Origin of the sequence: Mesorhizobium sp. M2A.F.Ca.ET.043.02.1.1 (assembly GCF_003952405.1) — a bacterium.
Lineage (GTDB): Bacteria > Pseudomonadota > Alphaproteobacteria > Rhizobiales > Rhizobiaceae > Mesorhizobium.
The window spans coordinates 3184472-3205872 of sequence record NZ_CP034445.1 but is presented as its reverse complement, the minus strand read 5'-3'; the positions used below and the strand labels follow the sequence as shown (position 1 = coordinate 3205872).

18 protein-coding genes and 1 tRNA gene are annotated in these 21401 nt (G+C 65.8%); 11 read left to right on the top strand and 8 right to left on the bottom strand.

The annotated features are described in order from the left end of the window. Positions 1 to 39 precede the first annotated feature (39 nt). From mepA to EJ068_RS15175, 8 genes are all read left to right on the top strand, one after another. Positions 40 to 1122 (top strand): penicillin-insensitive murein endopeptidase, encoded by a 1083-nt coding sequence (gene mepA, locus EJ068_RS15210; RefSeq protein ID WP_127253525.1) that lies wholly within the window; start codon positions 40 to 42, stop codon positions 1120 to 1122. A gap of 88 nt (positions 1123 to 1210) precedes the next feature. Continuing rightward, positions 1211 to 2230, top strand: coding sequence for a glucokinase (locus tag EJ068_RS15205; protein WP_127386355.1), 1020 nt, complete (start codon positions 1211 to 1213; stop codon positions 2228 to 2230). Between the two features lie 130 nt (positions 2231 to 2360). Then, positions 2361 to 4232, top strand: a complete 1872-nt coding sequence (locus EJ068_RS15200) for an ABC transporter ATP-binding protein (protein WP_127253822.1) — start codon at positions 2361 to 2363, stop codon at positions 4230 to 4232. Then, positions 4229 to 5050 carry a 4-hydroxy-tetrahydrodipicolinate reductase gene (gene dapB / locus EJ068_RS15195; RefSeq protein WP_127386354.1) on the top strand — a complete coding sequence of 274 codons (822 nt, stop codon included), beginning with the start codon at positions 4229 to 4231 and terminating at the stop codon, positions 5048 to 5050. Before EJ068_RS15200 ends, dapB begins: the two co-directional genes overlap by 4 nt. 34 nt (positions 5051 to 5084) lie before the next feature. Beyond that, entirely contained in the window at positions 5085 to 5705 is a 621-nt protein-coding gene (locus tag EJ068_RS15190) for a 2,3-bisphosphoglycerate-dependent phosphoglycerate mutase (RefSeq protein WP_127253747.1), read from the top strand. 306 nt (positions 5706 to 6011) lie between these two features. Further along, positions 6012 to 6096: transfer RNA gene (locus EJ068_RS15185), tRNA-Leu, on the top strand. A gap of 322 nt (positions 6097 to 6418) precedes the next feature. Then, the gene (locus EJ068_RS15180) at positions 6419 to 8089 is read left to right on the top strand and encodes a cyclic nucleotide-binding domain-containing thioredoxin-disulfide reductase (RefSeq protein WP_127253746.1); all 1671 of its coding nucleotides are present in this window, start codon (positions 6419 to 6421) and stop codon (positions 8087 to 8089) included. A 28-nt stretch (positions 8090 to 8117) separates the two neighbouring features. Next, entirely contained in the window at positions 8118 to 8423 is a 306-nt protein-coding gene (locus EJ068_RS15175) for a UBP-type zinc finger domain-containing protein (protein WP_127253745.1), read from the top strand. 23 nt (positions 8424 to 8446) lie between these two features. Here the strand turns inward: EJ068_RS15175 and EJ068_RS15170 are convergent, their stop codons facing one another. The 8 genes from EJ068_RS15170 to EJ068_RS15130 all read right to left on the bottom strand — a co-directional run bounded on the left by EJ068_RS15170 (position 8447) and on the right by EJ068_RS15130 (position 18121). Continuing rightward, positions 8447 to 8629 carry a hypothetical protein gene (locus EJ068_RS15170; protein ID WP_126080320.1) on the bottom strand — a complete coding sequence of 61 codons (183 nt, stop codon included), beginning with the start codon at positions 8627 to 8629 and terminating at the stop codon, positions 8447 to 8449. Positions 8630 to 9199: 570 nt separating this feature from the next. Next, positions 9200 to 10006 (bottom strand): aspartate/glutamate racemase family protein, encoded by an 807-nt coding sequence (locus EJ068_RS15165; protein WP_127253435.1) that lies wholly within the window; start codon positions 10004 to 10006, stop codon positions 9200 to 9202. Positions 10007 to 10047: 41 nt separating this feature from the next. Next, complete coding sequence (locus tag EJ068_RS15160) at positions 10048 to 11289, bottom strand: D-amino acid dehydrogenase (RefSeq protein ID WP_128314840.1); 1242 nt, start codon at positions 11287 to 11289, stop codon at positions 10048 to 10050. 128 nt (positions 11290 to 11417) lie between these two features. Next, positions 11418 to 12140 carry a GntR family transcriptional regulator gene (locus EJ068_RS15155; protein ID WP_127253434.1) on the bottom strand — a complete coding sequence of 241 codons (723 nt, stop codon included), beginning with the start codon at positions 12138 to 12140 and terminating at the stop codon, positions 11418 to 11420. Positions 12141 to 12355: 215 nt separating this feature from the next. Further along, positions 12356 to 13525 carry a cystathionine gamma-synthase gene (locus tag EJ068_RS15150; RefSeq protein WP_127253433.1) on the bottom strand — a complete coding sequence of 390 codons (1170 nt, stop codon included), beginning with the start codon at positions 13523 to 13525 and terminating at the stop codon, positions 12356 to 12358. Further along, positions 13522 to 14955: a pyridoxal-phosphate dependent enzyme gene (locus EJ068_RS15145; RefSeq protein ID WP_127253432.1), complete on the bottom strand. Its 1434-nt coding sequence runs from the start codon at positions 14953 to 14955 to the stop codon at positions 13522 to 13524. The genes EJ068_RS15150 and EJ068_RS15145 overlap by 4 nt, the downstream gene beginning before the upstream one ends. Before the next feature lie 400 nt (positions 14956 to 15355). Then, entirely contained in the window at positions 15356 to 16696 is a 1341-nt protein-coding gene (locus tag EJ068_RS15135; protein WP_127253431.1) for an FAD/NAD(P)-binding protein, read from the bottom strand. A 498-nt stretch (positions 16697 to 17194) separates the two neighbouring features. Then, positions 17195 to 18121: an IS110 family transposase gene (locus tag EJ068_RS15130; RefSeq protein ID WP_129554534.1), complete on the bottom strand. Its 927-nt coding sequence runs from the start codon at positions 18119 to 18121 to the stop codon at positions 17195 to 17197. Positions 18122 to 18576: 455 nt separating this feature from the next. On the opposite strand from EJ068_RS15130, the gene tauA reads away from it, so the two are divergent. The 3 genes from tauA (at position 18577) to EJ068_RS15115 (ending at position 21387) form a co-directional block, all read left to right on the top strand. Continuing rightward, positions 18577 to 19593, top strand: a complete 1017-nt coding sequence (tauA, locus tag EJ068_RS15125) for a taurine ABC transporter substrate-binding protein (protein ID WP_127253800.1) — start codon at positions 18577 to 18579, stop codon at positions 19591 to 19593. Between the two features lie 163 nt (positions 19594 to 19756). Next, entirely contained in the window at positions 19757 to 20530 is a 774-nt protein-coding gene (locus tag EJ068_RS15120) for a taurine ABC transporter ATP-binding protein (protein WP_127253799.1), read from the top strand. Then, positions 20527 to 21387 (top strand): ABC transporter permease subunit, encoded by an 861-nt coding sequence (locus tag EJ068_RS15115; RefSeq protein WP_127253798.1) that lies wholly within the window; start codon positions 20527 to 20529, stop codon positions 21385 to 21387. The genes EJ068_RS15120 and EJ068_RS15115 overlap by 4 nt, the downstream gene beginning before the upstream one ends. Positions 21388 to 21401 lie beyond the last annotated feature (14 nt).

Sequence of the window (21401 nt, the reverse complement as noted above, 5' to 3'; positions counted from 1 at the left end):
CGTGCCGCAAACGGATTGACTGGAGAGGGATCCGGCCTGATGAATTTGCGATCGCTGCCCGACAGGAAGCCGTTCCTGACCGCCGCGCTGGCGCTGGTGACCTTGGCTGCGCTGGTCGCGGCGGCGATTTCGGCCGAACCGCGCGCCAAGGACCTGTTCGGCACCAAGAAACTGCCTGCGGTGGTGCCCGCGCAATCCTTCGGTTTCTACTCCAAGGGCTGCTTCGCCGGCGGCGTCGCCCTGCCGATGGAAGGTCCGACCTGGGAAGTGATGCGCCCCTCGCGCAACCGGCGCTGGGGCCATCCGGCCATGATCGCGCTGATCGAAAAGCTGTCGCGCGACGCGGGAGCCGACGGCTGGCCGGGGCTTCTGGTCGGCGACGTCTCGCAGCCGCGCGGCGGACCGATGATGACCGGCCATGCCTCGCATCAGATCGGGCTCGACGCCGACATCTGGCTGACGCCGATGCCGAAGCGGCCGCTGAGCATGGCCCAGCGCGAATCGATGAGCGCCACGCTGATGGTCGACGAGAAGACGCATCTGGTGAAGGACGCGCTGTGGACGCCGGCGCACACAAGGCTGCTCAAGCGCGCCGCGAGCTATCCGGAAGTCGAGCGCATCCTGGTCAATCCCGGCATCAAGAAGGAGCTTTGCGACACCGTCACCGGCGACCGTTCCTGGCTGCGCAAGATCCGGCCGTTCTGGGGCCACGACTATCACTTCCACATGCGCATCGGCTGCCAGCCGGGCTCGCCCGGTTGCAAGGGGCAGGAGGCGACGCCCGCTGACGACGGCTGCGGCAAGCCGCTGGCCTGGTGGTTCACCGAGGAGCCGTGGCGGCCCAACAAGAACCCCGATGCGCCCAAGGCCCGCGACCTGATGACGATGGCCAATCTGCCGAAAGAGTGCCAGGCGGTGCTCGCCGCGACGGATGCGCCGTCGCTGGCGGCCGTGACCTACCAGGGCGGCAGCGCCACCGCGGTCGCCGTGGCGGAACCGCAGCCGACCGAGCCGGCGGAGACGATCTCCAGCGGCAATGCCGCGATGCCGGCGGCGGCGAGCGCTTTCGCGCCGACGCCCAAGATCGGCATTCCGCTGCCAAGGCCTAGACCGGGGAACTGACGCCGAAGCGGGCTTCCCCTTTCCGGGGTCATGCGCTAGTCAATCGATTGAAACGGCGCAGCCGCGCCGCAACGAGGACGATCAGAGCATGGCAGGCGAAGACGAGAAGGGACTGCGGTTTCCGGTCCTGATCGGCGACATTGGCGGCACCAATGCGCGTTTCTCGATCGTGCTCGACGCTAATTCCGAGGCGACCGAGCCGCAGATCGTCCAGACGGCGAATTTCAAGACCATCGACGACGCGATCCAGGCGGCGGTGCTCGACCGCTCGTCCATCCAGCCGAATTCGGCGGTGCTGGCGATCGCCGGGCCGGTCGACGGCGACGAGATTCCGCTCACCAACTGCCCCTGGGTCGTGAAGCCCCGGCAGATGATCGCCAATCTGGGCCTGACCGAGGTCGTGGTGCTCAACGATTTCGAGGCGCAGGCGCTGGCGGTCGTGGCGCTCGGCGAGGAGCATATGGAAAAGGTCGGCGGCGGCACGCCGGAACCCAATGCGAGCCGCGTCGTGCTCGGCCCCGGCACCGGCCTTGGCGTCGCCGGACTGATCTATGCGCTCGACCACTGGATCCCGGTGCCGGGCGAGGGCGGGCATATGGATATCGGCCCGCGCACGCCGCGCGACTTCGAGGTGTTCCCGCATATCGACAAGCTCGAAGGCCGCATCTCCGGCGAGCAGATCCTGTGCGGGCGCGGGCTGGTCAATGTCTATCGCGCCGTGGCCAAGGCCGATGCTAGGCATGCGCCCTTCACCACGCCGGCCGAGATCACCGCGGCGGCGCTTGCGAAATCCGACCCGATCGCCGAGGAGGCGCTGGAACTGTTCGTCACCTGCCTCGGCCGCACCGCGGGTGACCTGGCGCTGGTGTTCATGAGCCGGGGCGGTGTGTTCCTCACCGGCGGCATCGCGCAGAAGATCGTGCCGGCGCTGAAGCAAGGCAATTTCCGCGCCGCCTTCGAGGACAAGGCGCCGCACAGCGCGCTGATGCGCGAAATGCCGGTCTATGTCATCACCCATCCGCTGGCGGCGCTGCTCGGGCTTGCGGCCTATGCCAGGACGCCGTCGCTGTTCGGCGTCAACACGGCGGGGCGGCACTGGCGCGCCTGATCGCGCCCGGATTCGGGCCGGCGATCGGCCGGCGCGACGAAGTTTCGCCATAGGCAAGCCGTAGCCGGGGCGCTAAGAGGGGTGCCGAGAGGCAGCCCTGTCCGACGAAAACCCACGAAGCGCCCCTGATTTGACCGTTCAAACTTCGCTCAAACTTAAAGTCCAGCCCACCGAGGTCAGCGCGGTGCTGCGCCGCATCCTGGCCGAAAACGGCAAGGAATATCGGTGGACCTATGTCGTCGCCGTCGCCTGCCTGCTGGTTGTTTCCGGCACCACCGCCTTCACGGCGTGGATCATGGCGCCGATGATCAACCAGATCTTCTACGAACGGCGCAGCGACATGATCGTCTGGATCTGCGCCGGTTTCATGGCCGCCTCCGTGCTGCGCGGCTTCGCCGGCTACGGCCAGGCGGTCGCGCTGGCCAGGATCGGCAACAATCTGGTCGCCCGCTACCAGAAGCGCAGCTTCGACCATCTGATGAAGCTCGGCGTCGACTTCTTCAACGAGACCCGTTCCGGCCGGCTGGCGGCTCAGGTGAACGAGAATGTCGGCGGCATCCGCGATCTCCTGTCGCTGACGCTGACCTCCATCAGCCGCGACGCGGTCTCGCTCGTCGCGCTCGTCGGCGTGATGATCTACCAGGATCCGGTGCTGTCGCTGAGCTCGCTGCTGATCGGGCCGCCGCTGATCTGGGCCGTCGTCTACATCACCCGCCGCCTGCGCAAGATCAACCGCGAATCCGTGCTGATCAACTCGCGGCTGAACGGGTCGGTGCAGGAGGCCACGCAGGGCATCGCCATCGTCAAGGCCTTCACCCTGGAGGACGAGCTGGCGCGCCGCATCGGCATCATGGCCGACACGGCCGAGCAGCGTAACAACAAGATCGCCCGCGTCGCGGAGCGGCTGTCGCCGATTTCCGAAATCCTGGGCGGCCTCGCCGTCACCGCCGTGCTTGCCTATTCCGGCTATCGGGCGCTGGTGCTCGGGCAGCCACCGGGCGCGGTGTTCTCCTTCATCACCGCGCTGATCCTGGCCTACGACCCGGCGCGGCGCCTGGCGCGCACGCAGGTCGGCATGGAACGCGCCCTGGTCAACGCGCGCATGATCTACGAGCTGCTGGACCTCGAGCCGAAGCAGGGCGACGCGCCCGACGCGGTCGAGGCGAAGGTCACCACCGGGGAGGTGCGCTTCAACAATGTGACGTTCGGCTACAATGCCGACACGCCGGTGCTGCGGGACCTGAGCTTTACCGCCGCGGCCGGCAAGGTGACGGCCATCGTCGGCGCGTCGGGCGCCGGCAAGTCGACACTGGTGGCGCTGCTGCAGCGCTTCTACAACGTCGACAAGGGCTCGATCGAGGTCGACGGCCAGGACATCGCCAAGGTGACCAAGCATTCGCTGCGCCAATCGATCGCCTATGTGGCGCAGGCGCCTTATCTGTTCGAGGGCACGATCCGCGACAACATCCGCTTCGGCCGGCTGTCGGCCACCGACGCCGAGATCGAGCAGGCGGCGAAACTCGCGGCGGCCGACGAGTTCATCCGCCAGCAGCCGCAAGGCTACGACACACCGGTCGGCGAAGGCGGCTCGACGCTTTCCGGCGGCCAGCGCCAGCGCGTCTCGATCGCGCGCGCCATCGTGCGCCAGGCGCCGATCCTGCTGCTCGACGAAGCGACCTCGGCGCTCGACAACGAGGCCGAGGCGCGTGTCCAGGAGGCGCTGACCCATGTCATGGAAGGCCGCACGACGATCGTCATCGCGCACCGGCTGTCGACGGTGGTCAATGCCGACCATATCATCGTGCTGGAAGAGGGCAGGCTGGTCGAGGAAGGCACGCATGCGACGCTGATGGCCGACCCGCACGGCATCTATGCCCGCTTCCACCGGATCCAGGGCAAGAAGGGGCTGGGGCTTGTCGACGACGCCAAGGCAAGCCAGACTTCCGGCCAAACTCCGGCGCCGCGCAGCCGCGCCAGGAAGACCGTCAGGAGAAGCGCATGAGTGAAGCCGGCGATATGGGCCTGGTCGTGGTGGGCGCCGCCGGCCGCATGGGCCAGACGCTGATCCGCGCCATCCACACCATGCCCGGCGCACGCGTCGCCGCCGCGATCGAGCGGCCGGACTCCCCCCATCTCGGAAAGGACGCCGGCGAGCTTGCCGGCATCGGCATCATCAACGTGCCGATCGTCGACGACCCGCTGCCGGCCTTCGCCAGGGCAGACGGCGTGCTCGATTTCACGGCGCCGGCGGCGAGCGTCGAATTCGCCGGCTATGCCGCGCAGGCGCGCATCGTCCATGTCATCGGCACCACCGGCTGCTCAGCCGACGACGATGCCAAGATCGCCGCCGCCGCGCGCCATGCCACGATCGTCAAATCCGGCAATATGAGCCTCGGCGTCAACCTTTTGGCGGTGCTGGTCGAGCAGGCCGCTAAGGCGCTCGACCCGGAGGATTTCGACATCGAGATCCTGGAAATGCACCACCGCCACAAGGTCGACGCGCCGTCCGGCACGGCGCTGCTGCTCGGCGAGGCGGCGGCCAAGGGACGCGGCATCGACCTTGCCGACAACAGCGTGCGGGTGCGCGACGGCCATACCGGCGTGCGCAAGGCAGGCTCGATCGGCTTCGCCACTCTGCGCGGCGGCTCCGTCGTCGGCGACCACAGCGTCATCCTTGCCGGCACCGGCGAGCGCATCACGCTCTCCCACCATGCCGAGGACCGCGCGATCTTCGCCCGCGGCGCGGTCAAGGCGGCGCTCTGGGCGCGCGGCAAGAAGCCCGGGCTTTATTCCATGCGGGACGTGCTCGGCCTGAGCTGAGGCGTCTCTTCCGTAAAATTCAAAAGGAGCAAACATGTCGGGAACTCTCGTGCTCGTGCGCCATGGCCAGAGCGAATGGAACCTGAAGAACCTGTTCACCGGCTGGCGTGATGTCGGCCTGACCGAGCAGGGCACCGCCGAGGCGCTCGCGGCCGGCGAAAAGCTCAAGGCGCGCGGCCTGAAATTCGACACCGCCTATACGTCGGCGCTGCAGCGGGCACAGAAGACCTGCCAGCTGATCCTCGACGTCGTCGGCCAGAGCGAGCTCAAGACGATCCGCGACCAAGCGCTCAACGAGCGCGACTATGGCGACCTTTCCGGCCTCAACAAGGACGACGCGCGCAAGAAATGGGGGGAGGAGCAGGTACATATCTGGCGCCGTTCCTACGACATCGCGCCGCCCGGCGGCGAAAGCCTGAAGGACACCGGCGCGCGCGTGTGGCCCTATTATCTGCACGAGGTGCAGCCGCATGTGCTGCGCGGCGAGACGGTGCTGGTGGCGGCGCACGGCAATTCGCTGCGCGCGCTGATCATGGCGCTGGACGGCAAGAGCGGCGAGGAGATCGTCAAGCTCGAGCTCGGCACCGGCGTGCCGGTGATCTACAAGCTCAACGCCGATTCCACCGTGGCGAAGAAGGAAGTGCTGGAGGGGTGAGAAGCAGCTTCCTTCTCCCCGTTCACGGGGAGAAGGTGCCGGCAGGCGGATGAGGGGCAGCGCCGGCTTCGACGATTATCTCGTCCGGTCTCCAGAGAAGAGCCGGAACCCCACTTGGCCAGCGTCGGCGCCGCCCCTCACCTGCCTGCCGGCATCCTCTCCCCGTATAGTGGCGGGGAGAGGGAAGCTCCCGCCGCCGGTTTCGCCAATCGCCAGCGTTGCAGGAAGGCGATGAGGGCAGCGCAGACATCGACGAAAAAAGCGCGTTGACACATATCGTTTGCCCGCTTACATGAGCGCCCACCAGCCCAGATGGCGGAATTGGTAGACGCGCACGGTTCAGGTCCGTGTTCCGCAAGGAGTGGAGGTTCGAGTCCTCTTCTGGGCACCATCTTTTCCCGACTACCAACGGGATCGGCCTTATCCGCCAGCGATCACGACGTTCAAGATTAGCCTTTGACCTCGGAACTTCGTCATCCCAGGGCGGAGCAGGAGCGAAGCTCCGTCGCGGAGACCCTGGGATCCATGCCGTGACGTCGAGGCGCGGCGCTCCAGAATTCTGCTCTGCTGCGTTCTCCGACAAAGGTCACGGCATGGATCCTCGGGTCAAGCCCGAGGATGACGACGCATAGGGTGCCGCCCCAACCTCCCCTTCCGGCCAGTCCTCGAACAAACCGCTTCAAACCCGGCGGCCATGACGCTACGGTCGCGCCATGGCCCCTTCCGTCAGCCCGACCATCGCCGCCCGCCGCGACCAGATGTTCCCGATCCTCTCGGAGGCGGATATCGAGCGCATGCGGCGCTTCGGCGAGGCGCGCGCCTATGCCGCCGGCGAGCATATCGTGACGGCCGGCAAGATTTCGCCGGGCGTGATCCTCATCCTGTCGGGCAAGGTCGACATCACCCAGGCCGGCGGGCTCGGTCAGCCTGAGCCGATCGTCACCCATGGCGCCGGCAATTTCATCGGCGAGCTGGCGCAGCTGTCGAACCGGCCGTCGCTGGTCAATGCCGAGGCGGTCGAGCCGGTCGAGGCGATCGTCATCCCCTCGCAGCGGCTGCGCGACCTGATGGTGCAGGAGGCCAATCTCGGCGAGCGCGTGATGCGGGCGCTTATCCTGCGCCGCGTCGGCCTGCTCGAAAGCGGCGCCAGCGGGCCGGTGGTGATCGGCCCTCCAGGCAATGGCGACGTACTGCGGCTGCAAGGGTTTCTGCGGCGCAGCGGGCTTCCTCATCGCGCGCTCGATTCCGACACCGACCCTTGCGCCAAGACGCTGATCGAGCGGTTCCATGTCGATCCGCACCATCTGCCTATCGTGCTCTGCCCGAACGGCAAGCTGATGCACAATCCGGGCGAGAACGAGCTTGCCCGCTGCGTCGGCCTGCTACGGCCGATCGATGCCGACAAGCTCTATGACGTGGCGATCGTCGGCGCCGGGCCGGCGGGGCTGGCGGCGGCCGTCTATGCGGCCTCGGAAGGACTGTCGACCATCGTGCTCGACTGCCGCGCCTTCGGCGGACAGGCCGGTGCCTCGGCGCGAATCGAGAACTATCTCGGCTTCCCGACCGGCATCACCGGCATGGCGCTGATGGCGCGCGCCTACAACCAGGCGCAGAAATTCGGTGTGGAGATGGTGATCCCAGACGAGGCGAAGCTGCTCGACGACGCCGGCGACGGCGCCCGCTACAGGCTTGCCATCGGCGATGGCGAGAGCGTTCGCTCACGCGCGGTGGTGATCGCCAGCGGCGCGCGTTACCGCCGCCTCGATATCGCCAACCTGGCGCAGTTCGAGGGCACCTCGGTGCATTACTGGGCCTCGCCGATCGAGGCCAGGCTTTGCCAGAGCCAGGAGGTGGCGCTGGTCGGCGCCGGCAATTCGGCCGGACAGGCGGCCGTCTATCTGGCGAGCCAGGTGCGCAAGGTGACGCTCCTGGCGCGCCGCGACAGCCTCGATGCCACCATGTCGCGCTATCTGGTCGAGCGCATCAAGGCGCAGCCCAACATCGAGGTGCTGACGCAGACCGAGGTTGTGGCGCTGGAAGGCCATGACGGCAATCTCGAGCGGCTGCGCTGGCGCAACCGGGTGACCGGCGAGGAGACGGAGCGCGCCATCCACCACCTCTTCCTGTTCATCGGCGCCGATCCGAACACCGACTGGCTGGCGAACTGCAATGTGGCGCTGGATGGGAAGGGCTTTGTGCGGACCGGACCGGACACGACGCCGGGGCACGGGCTGATGGAAACCAGCCGCAGCGGCGTCTTCGCCATTGGCGACGTGCGCTGCGGCTCGACCAAGCGCGTCGCAGCCGCCGTCGGCGAAGGCGCGCAGGTGGTCGCGGCGCTACATGCCTATCTGGCGCGGAACGGCGCCCCCGCAAACGAATAAATCAGCCCGAACCGGCGAGGAACCCGCGATGGACGAATGCAGGCACACCAGGGACATCAAAAAGGTCACGCCGAGCGCGCTGGGCTGCGAGGAATGCCTGAAGAGCGGATCCTGGTGGGTGCATCTCAGGCTCTGCCGCACCTGCGGCCATGTCGGCTGCTGCGACGACTCGCCCAACCGCCACGCGACGATACATTTCCGTGCCACGCAGCATCCGATCATCGAGGGCTACGACCCGCCGGAAGGCTGGGCCTGGTGCTTCGTCGACGAGGTTTTCGTCGACCTTGAGGGCGATACGACGCCCCAGAACGGGCCGATCCCGAAGTTTGTTTGAGTCCAGCCGTTCCGGGCCGCGCTTTACCGCACCGAGCCCGTCACAGTCGGGTCGATGGCGTCGGGCACGGATTTGCGCTCGTTGCCGGCAAAAATGCCGATGAGCAGCAGGCTAAGCACAACCGGCACAAACAGGATGGCGATGCGGGCCTGAACGTAGAAGATGGCACGCCATTCGTTTCGCTTTTCGGGGCTGTCGTTCATCATGCTCGCTCTGTCTGCGCCACCCGGGGCGGGAGATAGAGAGGAAGCGTTAAACATCTCCTTCCGATTCCGTTAATGGGCGACGATGTGCTATGTTGAAGTCATGAAGAACGACCGCACAGACGCGCCTCCGTTTGGTGAGACACTCGAGAACCGCATCAAGGTTCCGCCGAAGGTCCATGCGGAGTTCCGGGCGCTTCTCGATGCGCCGGCCAAATCCAATGAGAAGCTATCCAGGCTCATGAACGCCCCACAGCCATGGGAGAGCAAGTGACGTCTGCGGCTGCCTGAGATCAATCGCCCATGGCAGCGCTGGCCCCTCTCCGTCTCGGCGCTGCGCGCCGATCCACCGTGCCGGGGCGAGCCACGGGTCTCGCCCGTCCTTCGGACCCCCCACTTTGTGGGGGCGAGGAAATGCCAATCGCCAAAGCCACGGCCTTCGCAAGCCTGGGTTCCTCGCCCCGCCAGAGGCGGGGAGAGGTGGCTCGGCGAAGCCGAGACGGAGAGGGGAGCGCCCTATGCGATTGGATGCCGGATGCGCTTTCCTATCGCCTGAAAAGTTCGCCGCGCTGATCAGCGTGCAGGCAGCGCGAACAGCCTGCCACCCGCCGGCACCACGTCGTCGATGCCGGCGAGGCGCAGGCAATGCCAGGCCATGGCGTGGTTGGAGGAGGTGACGGGAATGCCGATGCGCCGCTCCAGGTCGGCGACCGCCTCGGCGACGCGCAGGCTGGTGCAGGAGATGAAGATCGCATCGACGCCGGGCACTTCAGTCATGCGCTCGGCGGCAGCCTCGATCGAGGCGAGCGAGATGCGGGCCGCCTCGCGGTCGTCGCGGCGGTCGAAGGTCGCGACGGCCGCGATGTCGAGGCCGCGGCCGGTGAAGTAGCGCACCAGGCCCTGGTTGATCTCGGGCGCGTAAGGGGTGAGCAGGCCGATGCCCTTCGCGCCCAGCGCCTTGAAGGCGGCCAGCGCGCCGGTGACCGGCGTGGTGCAGGCGACGCCCGGCCGCGCCTTGCGGATTTCGGCGAAGACGGCTTCCTCGCCAAGCGTCACGGTGGCCGAAGTGCAGCCGAAGCCGACGACGTCGAGCGGGATGCTGGGCAGGATGAGATCGACGGTGGGGGCGATGCGCGGGCCGATGGCGCGCAAAGTGTCCGGCGTGATGTCATTGTCGTTGAACAGGCGCGCCTCGTAGAAGGCGACGCCCGGAATCCGGACCAGCGCGCGGAACTCGTGCTCCAGCGTCTGATCGGTGGCAAGGATCGCCAGGCCGATCGCCGCGCGCGAGGCGAGCCCGCCATCGATCTCCGATGGAAGGACGCCAAGGTCCACCGGTCCAGAAGATTGCGGGCGGGTAGCGGCCGCGCTGACAGACATGGCATTCCCTTTCCTGGAGGATCCCGTCGGGGATCATGCGTTCAGTTCAAAAGTCCATCCATCGAAATGGCCGGCTTGCGGCCGGCGATCAGGTCGGCGGTGATGCGGGCCGAGCCGTGCGACATGGTCCAGCCGATATGGCCGTGCCCGGTGTTGAGGTAGAGGTTGCGTAGGCGCCGCTGCCCGAATTCGGGCAGGTTGTTCGGCGTCATCGGCCTGAGGCCCGCCCACATCTCGGCGCGGTCGTAATCGGCGCCTTCCGGATAAAGCTCCTCGGTCACGCCCTTCATGAAGGCGAAATCGGCCGGCTTGTGGCTGGTGTCGTAGCCGGCGAATTCGGCGGTGGCGGTGACGCGCAGCCGGTCGCCGAAGCGCGAGACGGCGACCAGATTGTGCTCGTCGATCGCGGCGATGGTCGGCGGCGCCGGGCGGTTGCCGATCGGGATGGTCAGCGAATAGCCCTTGACCGGATAGATCGGCAGGCTTAGCCCGATCGTCCTGGCGATCAGCGGGCTGTAGGAGCCGAGCGCCAACACATAGGCGTCGCCCTTGACCGCGCCCTTGTCCGTCATCACCTGCGCGACGCCGTCGCCCGACGTCTCGATGCCGGTGATTGTGGTGCCGGTGCGAATCTCGCCGCCGCGACCGACCACCTTGGCGGCCAGCGCCCGGGTGAATTTCGCCGGGTCGCCGGTCTCGTCGGTCGGGCAATGAATGCCGCCGGCGATCTTTTCCCTGGCCGACGCCAGCGAGGGATCGAGCGCGACGATGGCGTCGCGGTCGAGCACCTTGATCAGTTGGCCGTCGGATTCCAGCAGCCGCATATGCTCGACGCCTTTGTCGAGCGCCTGCTGGCTGCGATAGAAATAAAGGATGCCGCGATCGTTGCGGTCGTAGTCGATCGCCTCGTCGGCGACCACTTCTTGCAGCACCGATTGCGAATAGACGGCGAGCCGGTGCTTGAGCAGCGTGTTGCGCCTGGCCTTCTCGGCCGTGCATTCCGTCAGGAACAGCCACGACCAGCTGTAGAGCCTCGGATCGGCCGAAAGCCTGAAGCGCAGCGCCTGATCCTTCAGCACCAGCGATTTCAGCAGGATCATCGGCGCCCTGGGCGAGGACCAGACGAAGGAATGCCCCGGCGCGATCATGCCGGCATTGCCCCAGCTGGTCTCAGCCGCGACCTGTTGCTGGCGCTCGAGGATGACGACCTCGTGCCCGTCCTTCTGCAGCTGGTAGGCGGTGGTGACGCCGACGACGCCGCCACCCAATACGATCACGCGCATTACGCCTCCGGAGATCGCAAAGTGAGTACACTTTAGAATCTATCGCGAGATCCACAAGGGGCAGCCTGCAAAATAGCCGTCTTTTGAGATGCCGGCGGATCGTGGCGTTGAGGTTTTCGGCGAAAGCTCTACGCCGCGGTCTCCGGGAAAAGCCGCGCCAGGCCGCGCGCGGCCACTTCGATGGCGTGCGCGGAGCTCAGCGTGATGTGCTTTTCGAGCAGGCTCGCTCCGCCCGCGGCGTCGCGGCGGCGCAGGGCGCGAATGATCGCGTCATGCTCCCGATAGGTGCGTTCGCGACGCGACGAAGACTCGAGATCAATGCATCTGAAGAACCGGATACGCGAGCAGAGACCTTCGAGCGCGCTTATCATCTGCGCATTCTTCGACAATCGCGTCAGGCCCATGTGGAAGCTCTCGTCGGCGACGGCAATCTTCGCCCATGAGCCCTCGTCTTCCGGGCTGCTGTGTCTTGTCCAGGTCCCGGCTGCCGCCTCGATCTCGGCATCGCTCGCCCGCTCGCAGGCAAGCACGAAGGCGGCACGCTCGATCGCCGCGCGAAGCTCGTAGAGATCGCGCACCGCCTCCGGCGTCAGCTCGCGGGCGAAAAAGCCCTTGTTCGGCACGGAGGTGACAAAACCATCGCGCTCCAGCCGATTGAGCGCGGCGCGCACCGGCGTGCGACTGACCGCCAGCTCGGCGGCGAGCTCGACCTCGTTGATCCGCTCGCCCGGCCGGAAACGATAGTCGATCGCGAAGTCCTTGATCCGGGCATAGACACGCTCGACGCTGTCGGCCGCGCGGACGGCACGCGTAGCCGCCGATTTTTCGCCACTGCCGCGTCCTTGTGTCATCAGTTCCTATCCCGGCGCCGCCGGCCAATCGGCGGGCGCTTCTATGATACGTTCTGAAATCGCAAAGTGCACTCAGTTGCGCTTAAAGCGTTTCACCGTTTCATGGAAACGGCGAAGCGCTCTATCTTTTTGTTTGTCTTGCTTGTCGCAATTCCCGGGCGGAAGGCTACGGCGAAGATGCCGAGCCTAACCGCTCACACTTTTCCTGGAATTGCTCAGTGCGCCAGCGCCTGCTCCAGATCGGCGACCAGATCATCGCCGTCCTCGATGCCGCAGGAGAGCCGCACCAGCGAATCGGTAATCCCGATGGCGCCGCGTTTCTCCGCCGGGATCGAGCCATGCGTCATCAGCGCCGGGTGCTCGATCAGGCTTTCGACGCCGCCCAGGCTTTCGGCCAGCGTGAAAAGCTGGGTGCGTTCGAGGAAGCGTTTCGTTCCCGCCAGGTCGCGGTCGAGGTCGACCGAGATCATACCGCCGAAGGCGTGCATCTGCTGGACGGCGATGGAATGCTGCGGGTGGCTGGCGAGGCCTGGATAGATGACCCGGCGGACATCTTTTCGCGTTTCCAGCCATTGCGCTATTTTCAGGCCATTGGCCGAGTGGCGCTCCATCCTCAGCGCCAAAGTCTTGATGCCGCGCAGGGCCAAAAAACTGTCGAAGGGGCCGGAGATGGCGCCGATGGCGTTCTGCAGGAATTTCAGCTGGTCGGCGAGTTCCTTGTTGTCGCCGACGACCGCCACGCCGCCGACCATGTCGGAATGGCCGTTCAAATATTTCGTCGTTGAATGCACGACGATGTCGATGCCGAGCTCCAGCGGGCGCTGGATATAGGGGCTGCAAAAAGTATTGTCGGCAACGGTAAGCAGACCCTTACGCTTTGCAAGCGCCGCGAGAGCTTCGAGGTCGACGATGCGCAGCAGCGGGTTGGTCGGCGTCTCGACCCAGAGCAGCTTCGTGTCCGGCCGGATCGCGGCTTCGACCGCGGCCAGGTCGGTGAAATCGGCGAAGCTGACCTGCAAGCCCGCGGAACGTTTGCGCACCCGCTCCATCAGCCGGAACGAGCCGCCATAGATGTCGTCGGTGGCGACGATATGGGCGCCGGAATCGAGCAGCTCCAGCACCGTCGAGATCGCCGCTAGGCCGGAGGCGAAGGCGAAGGCTTTCGTGCCGCTTTCAAGGTCGGCGACCGCGCGCTCGAAGGCGAAGCGCGTCGGGTTCTGGCTGCGCGCGTACTCAAATCCCTTGTGCACGCCGGGCGACTGCTGGCCATAGGTGGAGGTGGCGTAGATCGGCACCATCACCGCGCCGGTCGTCGGGTCGTGGCTCTGGCCGCCATGGATGGTGCGGGTGGAAAAGGCCAGGCGGTTCTTGCCGTTTGAAGTCATTTTGCGCGGCGCCTCAGATGGTTGATCAGGTCGATACGGGTTATCAGGCCAATGAACTCCTCGCCATCGAAGACGATGGCGACCTCGTTGCGGTCGAAGACAGGCAGCAGCGCGTCCAGTGTCTGGTTGGCCTGCAGCGTGTGCAGGTTCGACGTCATGGCCGTGCGCACCGGCGCGTTGAAGCGGTCCCAGCGGCCGTCATAGGGGCCGTCGACCTTGGCCAGGATGTCGCTCTCGTCGACGATGCCGACCAGCCTGCCCTGATCCAGCACCGGCAATTGCGAGACGTCGGAACGGCGCATGCGGCCATATGCGTTGAGCAGGCTTTCCTCCGGCCCGACCCAGACGGTGTCGCCGGTACGGTGCGAACGCATGACGAGGTCGCGCAGATCGCCATGCTGCTCCTGCTCGGCAAGGCCCTGCTCGGCCAGCCAGAAATCGTCGAAGACTTTCGACAGGTACTTGTTGCCGCTGTCGCAGACGAAGGTCACGACGCGCTTGGGCGCCGTCTGCTCGCGGCAATAGCGAAGCGCTGCCGACAACAGCGTGCCCGAGGACGAACCGGCGAGGATGCCTTCCTTGGACAAGAGATCGCGCACCGCCAGCATGCTCTGCTTGTCGGGGATGGAATAGGCCTTTTTCACCAGCGAGAGATCGGCATTGGGCGGCACGAAATCCTCGCCGATGCCCTCGACCGTCCAGCTGCCCGCCTCCTCCATCTTGCCGGTCTTGATCAGCGGCGCCAGCACGGAGCCGACCGGATCTGCGAGCACCATCTCGGTCTTCGGTGAATGTTTCGCGAAAAAGCGGCCAAGGCCAGTGAGCGTGCCGCCGGAGCCGACACCGACCACCACCGCGTCGACATCGCCGTCGAGCTGCCAAAAGATTTCCGGGCCAGTCGTCGTCTCATGCGCCAGCGGATTGGCCGGGTTGGCGAACTGGTTGGCATAGAACGCGCCGGGCAGCTCGGAAGCGATCTTCTCGGCCATGTCCTGGTAATATTCGGGGTGGCCCTTGCCGACATCGGAGCGCGTCATGCGCACCTCGGCGCCCAAAGCCCGCAGATGCTGGATCTTCTCGCGCGACATCTTGTCGGGCACGACCAGGATGATGCGATAGCCTTTCGGAATGCCGACCTGGGCGAGGCCGAGGCCGGTGTTGCCTGCCGTGGCCTCGACGATCGTGCCCCCGCGCTTCAGCGCGCCCGACTTCTCGGCCGCTGCGATCATCGACAAAGCGATGCGGTCCTTGATCGAGCCGCCGGGGTTCTGGCTTTCGAGCTTGATGAACAGCCGGCATTTGCCGATGTCGAATTTGGTCAGCTCGACGATCGGCGTCTGGCCGATCAGGTCGAGCACCGAAGCGTAAGGCGGGCGAAGCCTCGACAGGTTGGTGTCCGCGCCGCCGGGCGCTTTTGTCTGCTCGCTCATCTTGAGTGCTCCATCGAAGCAGTTCGAGGCGGATGTCGGCAATCTCGCGCATCAAGCCGCCGGAATCCATTCCGGCTTGGCGGAGCGCGCGCCCTGTCTTTTCCAGCCCTTTTCATCCGGAAAGAAGATAGATCGTGCCAATCCGGCGGCGAGTGGAGGAATGGAATTTCACGGAGGGCGCTCTATCGCCTCTGCTGGTGCAGTTGGCGGGACAGCGCCCCCCTCTGTCCTGCCGGACATCTCCCCCACTTGGGGGGAGATCAGCAGCTCCGCCGCAGCGCCTTCTTCTGCAATGTCGGCGATTGGCGAAAGCCTACGCGACAGCCAATCTCCCCACTTGTGGAGGAGATGGCCGGCAGGCCAGAGGGGGCGCCGTAGAGTGCCGACCTCAACAAAAATGTCACCCCAGCAGCTGCTTGCTCAGCTTCGCGCACTGCACGCGAATGTCGGGAATGGCGTCGATCTCGAAGAAGGTGCCGCGCGTCAGCGGCCCGACTGCGAGCAGCTTCGACGACACCGTGCCGTCGGCCGCGATCAGCTCGCATTTCGCGGTGACGTCGAGTCCGAGGCGCAGCGGATCCGGCCGCGCTACGCCGCGCTCGATCAGCGAGCGGACGACGCCGTTCGACGTCCTCGAAATATCGCGGGCGATGCCCATGCAATCATAAAGACGGGCGACCTGCAGGGTCTCGACATCCTGTGTGCCGCGCGGCTGGATTTTCACGGTGAAGCTGCCGTTCGCCTCGACATTCACCACCCTGCCGGCGACGAGGCGGATGCGGCCCGACCCGACCGCCTCGGTGACGCGCGCGTAGACTTCCGGCGCCATGCGGTGGCGGTGGATGTCCCACCAGGCCTTGGTATGCTCGACGAAGCGGCGCTTGGCCGAGGACGGCCAGTTCTGCCAGATCGTTTGGTTGAAAGGCCGCAACCCGTCGACCACGTCGCGCCAGTCGCCGCCGGCCTTCTGGGTCTCGCGGATCAGGTTGCGGAACCAGCCGACGAAATAGGAAAGCTCGGTGCCGAGCGGGATATCGGCGATGTCGAGCTTGATCGGGTTGCCCTTGCGATGCGGCGACGGCAGCAGGCCGCGCCGCGATACCGCGACGATCGGGCCGCGATGACCGCGCTGTTCCAGCGACAGGAAGGCGTCGACCATGCTGAGGCCCGTGCCGAGCAGCAAGACACCGGCTTGCGGATCGAGCGCGGTGTCGGCCTCCGTTCCCATGCGGATGGCGTGGCCCTGGAAGGCGCCGGGCTGCTCGTCATGGCCGGTGGCAAGCACGGCCAGATGGCCAACGACGCTGGTGCCGTTGGCGAGCACCACTTCGACACCAGCCGACGTCGGCGAGATCGACAGGCTCTCCTCGGCAATCAGCCGCAACCGGCCGGTCTCGCGCTCACGTTCCATCAGATCGTCGAGCAGTTCCCTCAGATAGCTCGCATAGAGGCTGCGCGGCGCATAGAATGGCCCCTGGTCGGGCTTGGCGAAGCCGCGCTCCAGCACCCAGCGTGCGAAATGGGTGGGGTCGTCGGCATAGGCGCTCATCCCGGAGGCTTTCACGTTGAGCACATGCGCCGACAGGAGAGTGGAATAGGCCATGCCCTGGCCGAAATGCGGCCGCTTCTCGATCAGCGTGACGCGCAGATCGGGGTTTGGTGACATCAGCAAATGCACGGCCAGCACAACGCCGCTGGCGCCGCCGCCGACAATGATGATGGAGTTGCCGCGTCCAACCATGGTTGCGAGCCGAAACGGGGCGATCAGCGCGCGGCGAGCGCCGCGGGCGGCCTCGGCCGCAGGCCACGAACGATCGCCGGAACGGTTTTCAGAAGGTTGCGCATCGTTCTCTCACTCCCAATGTTGATAAGATTACTATACTAAGAGGGCTGGGCACGAAACTCGAGTTTCAATTCGCCGGCGATTTGAAGCATGGATTTGCTGAAATCCGGTGACAGGAGGATTTTCGTTCAGGCTGCCGCGATTGTGGAAGGGCGCCGCATCCGCTGTCGTCATTCTAGGCCGGAGAGTCCGCTTTGGTATCTTTGAAAGGGAGCGCCAATCCAACGACTTCGTCATTCTAGGGCGGAGCGACGCGAAGCGGCGCGTAGACCCTAGAATCCATGCCGTTACCTTCGTGAGAGGTGCAACGGTAGAGAATAGAACCCTTATCTACCCCCGCCGAAAGATCGGCCTGCACCGCAGCATCTCTTCTATTTCACGGCATGGCAACTGTGTTCACGCGAATGCGGTTTTGTCGCGCATGATGGCGTTGAGGACGACCAGGAGCTTCCTTGCGACGGCGATGATGGCGAGTTTCTTGGACCCTGAGCGGGCAGCAAGTGCGGTATAGAAGGTCTTGAAGCGCTCACAGGTTCTGATGGCGGTGAGGGCAGCCATATAGAGGGCGCGACGCACGCGTGATCGCCCGCCCTGGATCTGGCTCCTGCGGCTGAGCTTGCCGCTCTTGTTGTCGAACGGGGCAAGGCCGGCGAGCGCGGCGATCGCCTTGGGTGAGCGCTGGCCGAGCTCGGGCAGGAGCGCCAGCAAAGAGAGCGCGCCGACATTGGAGACACCGGGCACGGAGACCATCAGCGCATGGTCGCGAGCGGTGTCCTGGTTTTGACGAATGACTTCGGCAATCTGGCTCTCGAACGCCTTGATACGCGTGTCGAGGAAGGCGATCGTCTCTTCCAGATCGGCAATGACGGCCTCCTCGAAAGCCTCGGCGAGGTGCTTCTTCAGCGCTGCCCGCATCTCGACCAAATGATCGCGGTGGCCGGCAAGCGATTGAAGCCGCTCGACTTCTTCGCTCGGCGCCGGCTCGGCCTCAGGGTTATAGCGACGGCCATAGTCGCTCAGCATCCTGGCATCGAGAGGATCGGTCTTGGCGCGCCGGCGCGTCGACTTCGAATAGTGGTGGGTGTGCGCCGGGTTGTGCCGCGAGAACGGCACGCCGGCCTTGGCCAGCGCATGGCGCAGCAGCCGGTCATGGACACCTGTCGCCTCCATGACGACGAAGTCCCGACTGGGATCAAGGCCTGCCACATAGGCGGCGATCGCATCGGCCTGGTTGTCGATGCGCCGAAGACGGCCGCTTGTCTCATCAAAAAAGTCGAGCCACTGCTTGGAGATGTCGCAGCCGACATAGTTCTGGGCTATCATGTCCACGCCTCTTCCTGTGGTGCGGGGTCTGCTTCGAACAGCCCCGTGCAACTGTTCAGGTTGATGGTTCACCGGTGGGAAGGGACCGGGCCATGCCACGGCCTGTCCGAAAGGACGACCACGATCCACTCGGTCTCCTTCCCACCTCAACCATACACCAGAACCAACACACAGGATTCTAGGGTCTGCGCGCGTCGCTTCGCTCCTTGCTCCGCCCTAGAATGACGACTGGAAGGACGGCTTTGCCAACCACCCAGGGCACCGAAGAGCGCGGCTGGCGGCCGCGTCCACCCGCACCAACCCCGCGACCGTCCTTTTGCGCCCGTTCCGCCGTTACCCGGCGACACTTTTCCAACAAAGCGCCCTTCGTTGGAAGGATTTAACTCTACAAACCTGATAGAATTAACGGACGATAGAAGGGCAATCCAGTTTTCAGGGGTTTATGGAGCCTTTCAATGTCAATCCTTTCACGACGCATTCTGTTGCTTTCGTCGGCCGCCGCTCTTGCCGGCGCCGCCCTGCTCGGCCCTGCCAGCGCCGAGGATCTCAAGATCACCATCGGCTACCAGACGGTGGTCGAGCCTTCGAAAGTGCCGCAGGCGGACGGCGCCTATGAAAAGGCGACCAAGGCGGCGATCGACTGGCGCAAGTTCGATTCCGGCGCCGACGTCATCGCCGCGATCGCCTCCGGCTCGGTCGATATCGGCTATGTCGGCTCGAGCCCGCTGGCCGCGGCAGCCAGCCGCGAGCTACCGATCCAGACCATCTTCGTCGTCGGGCTGATCGGTCCGTCGGAGGCGCTGGTCGCCCGCAACGGCTCCGGCATCGAGAAGGTCGCGGATCTGGCCGGCAAGAAGGTCGCCGTGCCGTTCGTCTCGACCACGCATTACAGCCTGCTCGCGGCGCTGAAGCATGAGAATGTCGATCCGAAGTCGGTGCAGATCCTCAATCTGAGGCCGCCGGAGATCGCCGCCGCCTTCGCGCGCGGCGATATCGACGCGGCCTATGTCTGGGACCCGGCGCTCGGCCAGGTGAAGACGACCGGCAAGGTAGTGCTGGACTCTTCGCAAGTGGCCGCCTGGGGCGCGCCGACCTTCGACGCCTGGATCGTGCGCACCGATTTTGCCGAAAAGCACCCCGAAGCCGTGCGCGACTTTGTCAAGGTGACCGGCGAAGCCTATGCCCAGTTCCTCGCCAAGCCGGAGGCCTGGTCGGTGTCCTCGCCGGAAGCCGGCAAGATCGCCAAGCTCACCGGCGCCAAGCTGGAAGAGGTGCCGGAGCTGCTCAAGGGCTATGTCTTCCCGTCGCTCGAAGAGCAGGCTTCGGACAAGTTCCTCGGCGGCGCGACCGTCAAGGCCGTCGCGGCGACGTCCGCCTTCCTCAAGGAGCAGGGCAAGGTCGATGCCGTGCTGCCCGACTATTCGAAATATGTGACGGCGAAATATGCCAGCGAGGCGCTCGCCTCGAACTGAGCCCTGTCCACACAATTCCCGGAAGGATGACCGCCTTTCCGGGGGATTGTTCGGAAGCGCGGCCTCCTTCCCTGGCCTTGCGCTTGCCTGTCCCGGAGTCGCTTACGAGGCGCGGCTTCGGGGCAGGCCCCAGGATCCAACACCTGATCCAGCAGAGGCCCGCATGACGCATCTCACCCTCGACAAGATCAGCGTCCATTATGACGGCCAACTGGTGCCGGCGGTCGAGCGGGTTTCGCTCGACATTGCGAAGGGCGATTTCGTCGTGCTGGTCGGCCGTTCCGGCTGCGGCAAGACCTCGCTGCTCAACGTCGCCGCCGGCCTGGTCGAGCCCGCGGGCGGCCTGGCCACGGTGGGCGGCAAGCCAATCACCAGGCCCGGATCCGATCGCGCCGTGGTGTTCCAGAACGATGCGCTGTTCCCCTGGCTGACGGCGCGGGAAAATGTGGCCTTCGCGCTTAGGCTGCGCGGCGTCCCGGCCGATAGCAGAGCACGCCGCGCCGACGAATTGCTGTCGCTGGTCAAGCTCGCCGACGCCGGCGACAAGCGGATCTGGGAGCTTTCCGGCGGCATGCGCCAGCGCGTCGGCCTTGCCCGAGCCTTGGCCGCAGAACCCGAATTCCTTCTGCTCGACGAACCGCTCGGCGCGCTCGACGCGCTGACGCGTGAGCGCATGCAGACGACGCTGCTCGACCTGTGGGCAGCGGCCCAAGTCGGCGTGCTGATGGTGACGCACGGCATCGAGGAGGCGCTGGTGCTGGCGACCCGCATCGTCGTGTTGGCGCCCGGTCCAGGGCACGTGGTGCGGACTTTCGAAACGAATTTCGGCCGCCGCTACGCCGCCGGCGAGCCGATCCGCGCGATCAAGGCCGATGCCGGCTTCGCCGCGGCCCGCGCGGATCTGACCGACTCGATCTTCGAAGGAGAGGCGGCATGAGCGTGAGCACTTACAGCGAAAGGCCCGCCGCGAAGGCCGGCGAGACCGACGGGCTTTCCGTGCCATGGTCGCGGCCGCGGCCAAGACGGGCGGTAATTTCAGCCAGGCTGGTCAGCGCGATCACCATCCTCGTGCTGCTCGCTGCCTGGACGGCGGCGTCCTCGCTGCAGCTGGTGTCGCCGGTTTTCCTGCCCTCGCCCGGCGCGGTCTGGGCAAAGTTCGTCATCGTTGTCCGCGACGGTTTCGTCGATGCCACATTGCTCCAGCACATCCTCGCGTCGCTCTGGCGTGTGTTTGCGGCGCTGATCGCGGCCATCCTCGTCGGCGTGCCGGTCGGCCTCGCCATCGGTATCAGCCGGATCGGGCGCGGCGTGTTCGACCCGCTGCTCGAATTCCTGCGTCCGATTCCGCCGCTCGCCTATCTGCCGCTGATCATCATCTGGTTCGGCATCGGCGAGCCGTCGAAGATCCTGGTGATCGCCATCGCCATGCTGGCGCCGGTGGCGCTGTCGACCGCCGCCGGCGTGCGCGGCGTTTCGCGCGAGCGTGTCGACGCGGCGCGGTCGCTCGGCGCCACGCGCGCCCAGGTCATCCGCCACGTGATCCTGCCCAGCGCCCTGCCTTCGATCCTCACCGGCCTGCGCATCGCGCTCGGCGCCGGTTGGTCGACGCTGGTCGCAGCCGAGCTGGTCGCGGCGACGCGGGGGCTCGGCTTCATGATCCAGTCGGCGGCGCAATTCCTGGTCACCGACGTGGTGGTGATGGGCATACTGGTGATCGCGATCATCGCTTTTGCGCTCGAATTCGTCATCCGCCGGATCGAGCGGGTGCTGGTGCCCTGGGCGGGACGGGAATGAGCTCAAGCGAAGGA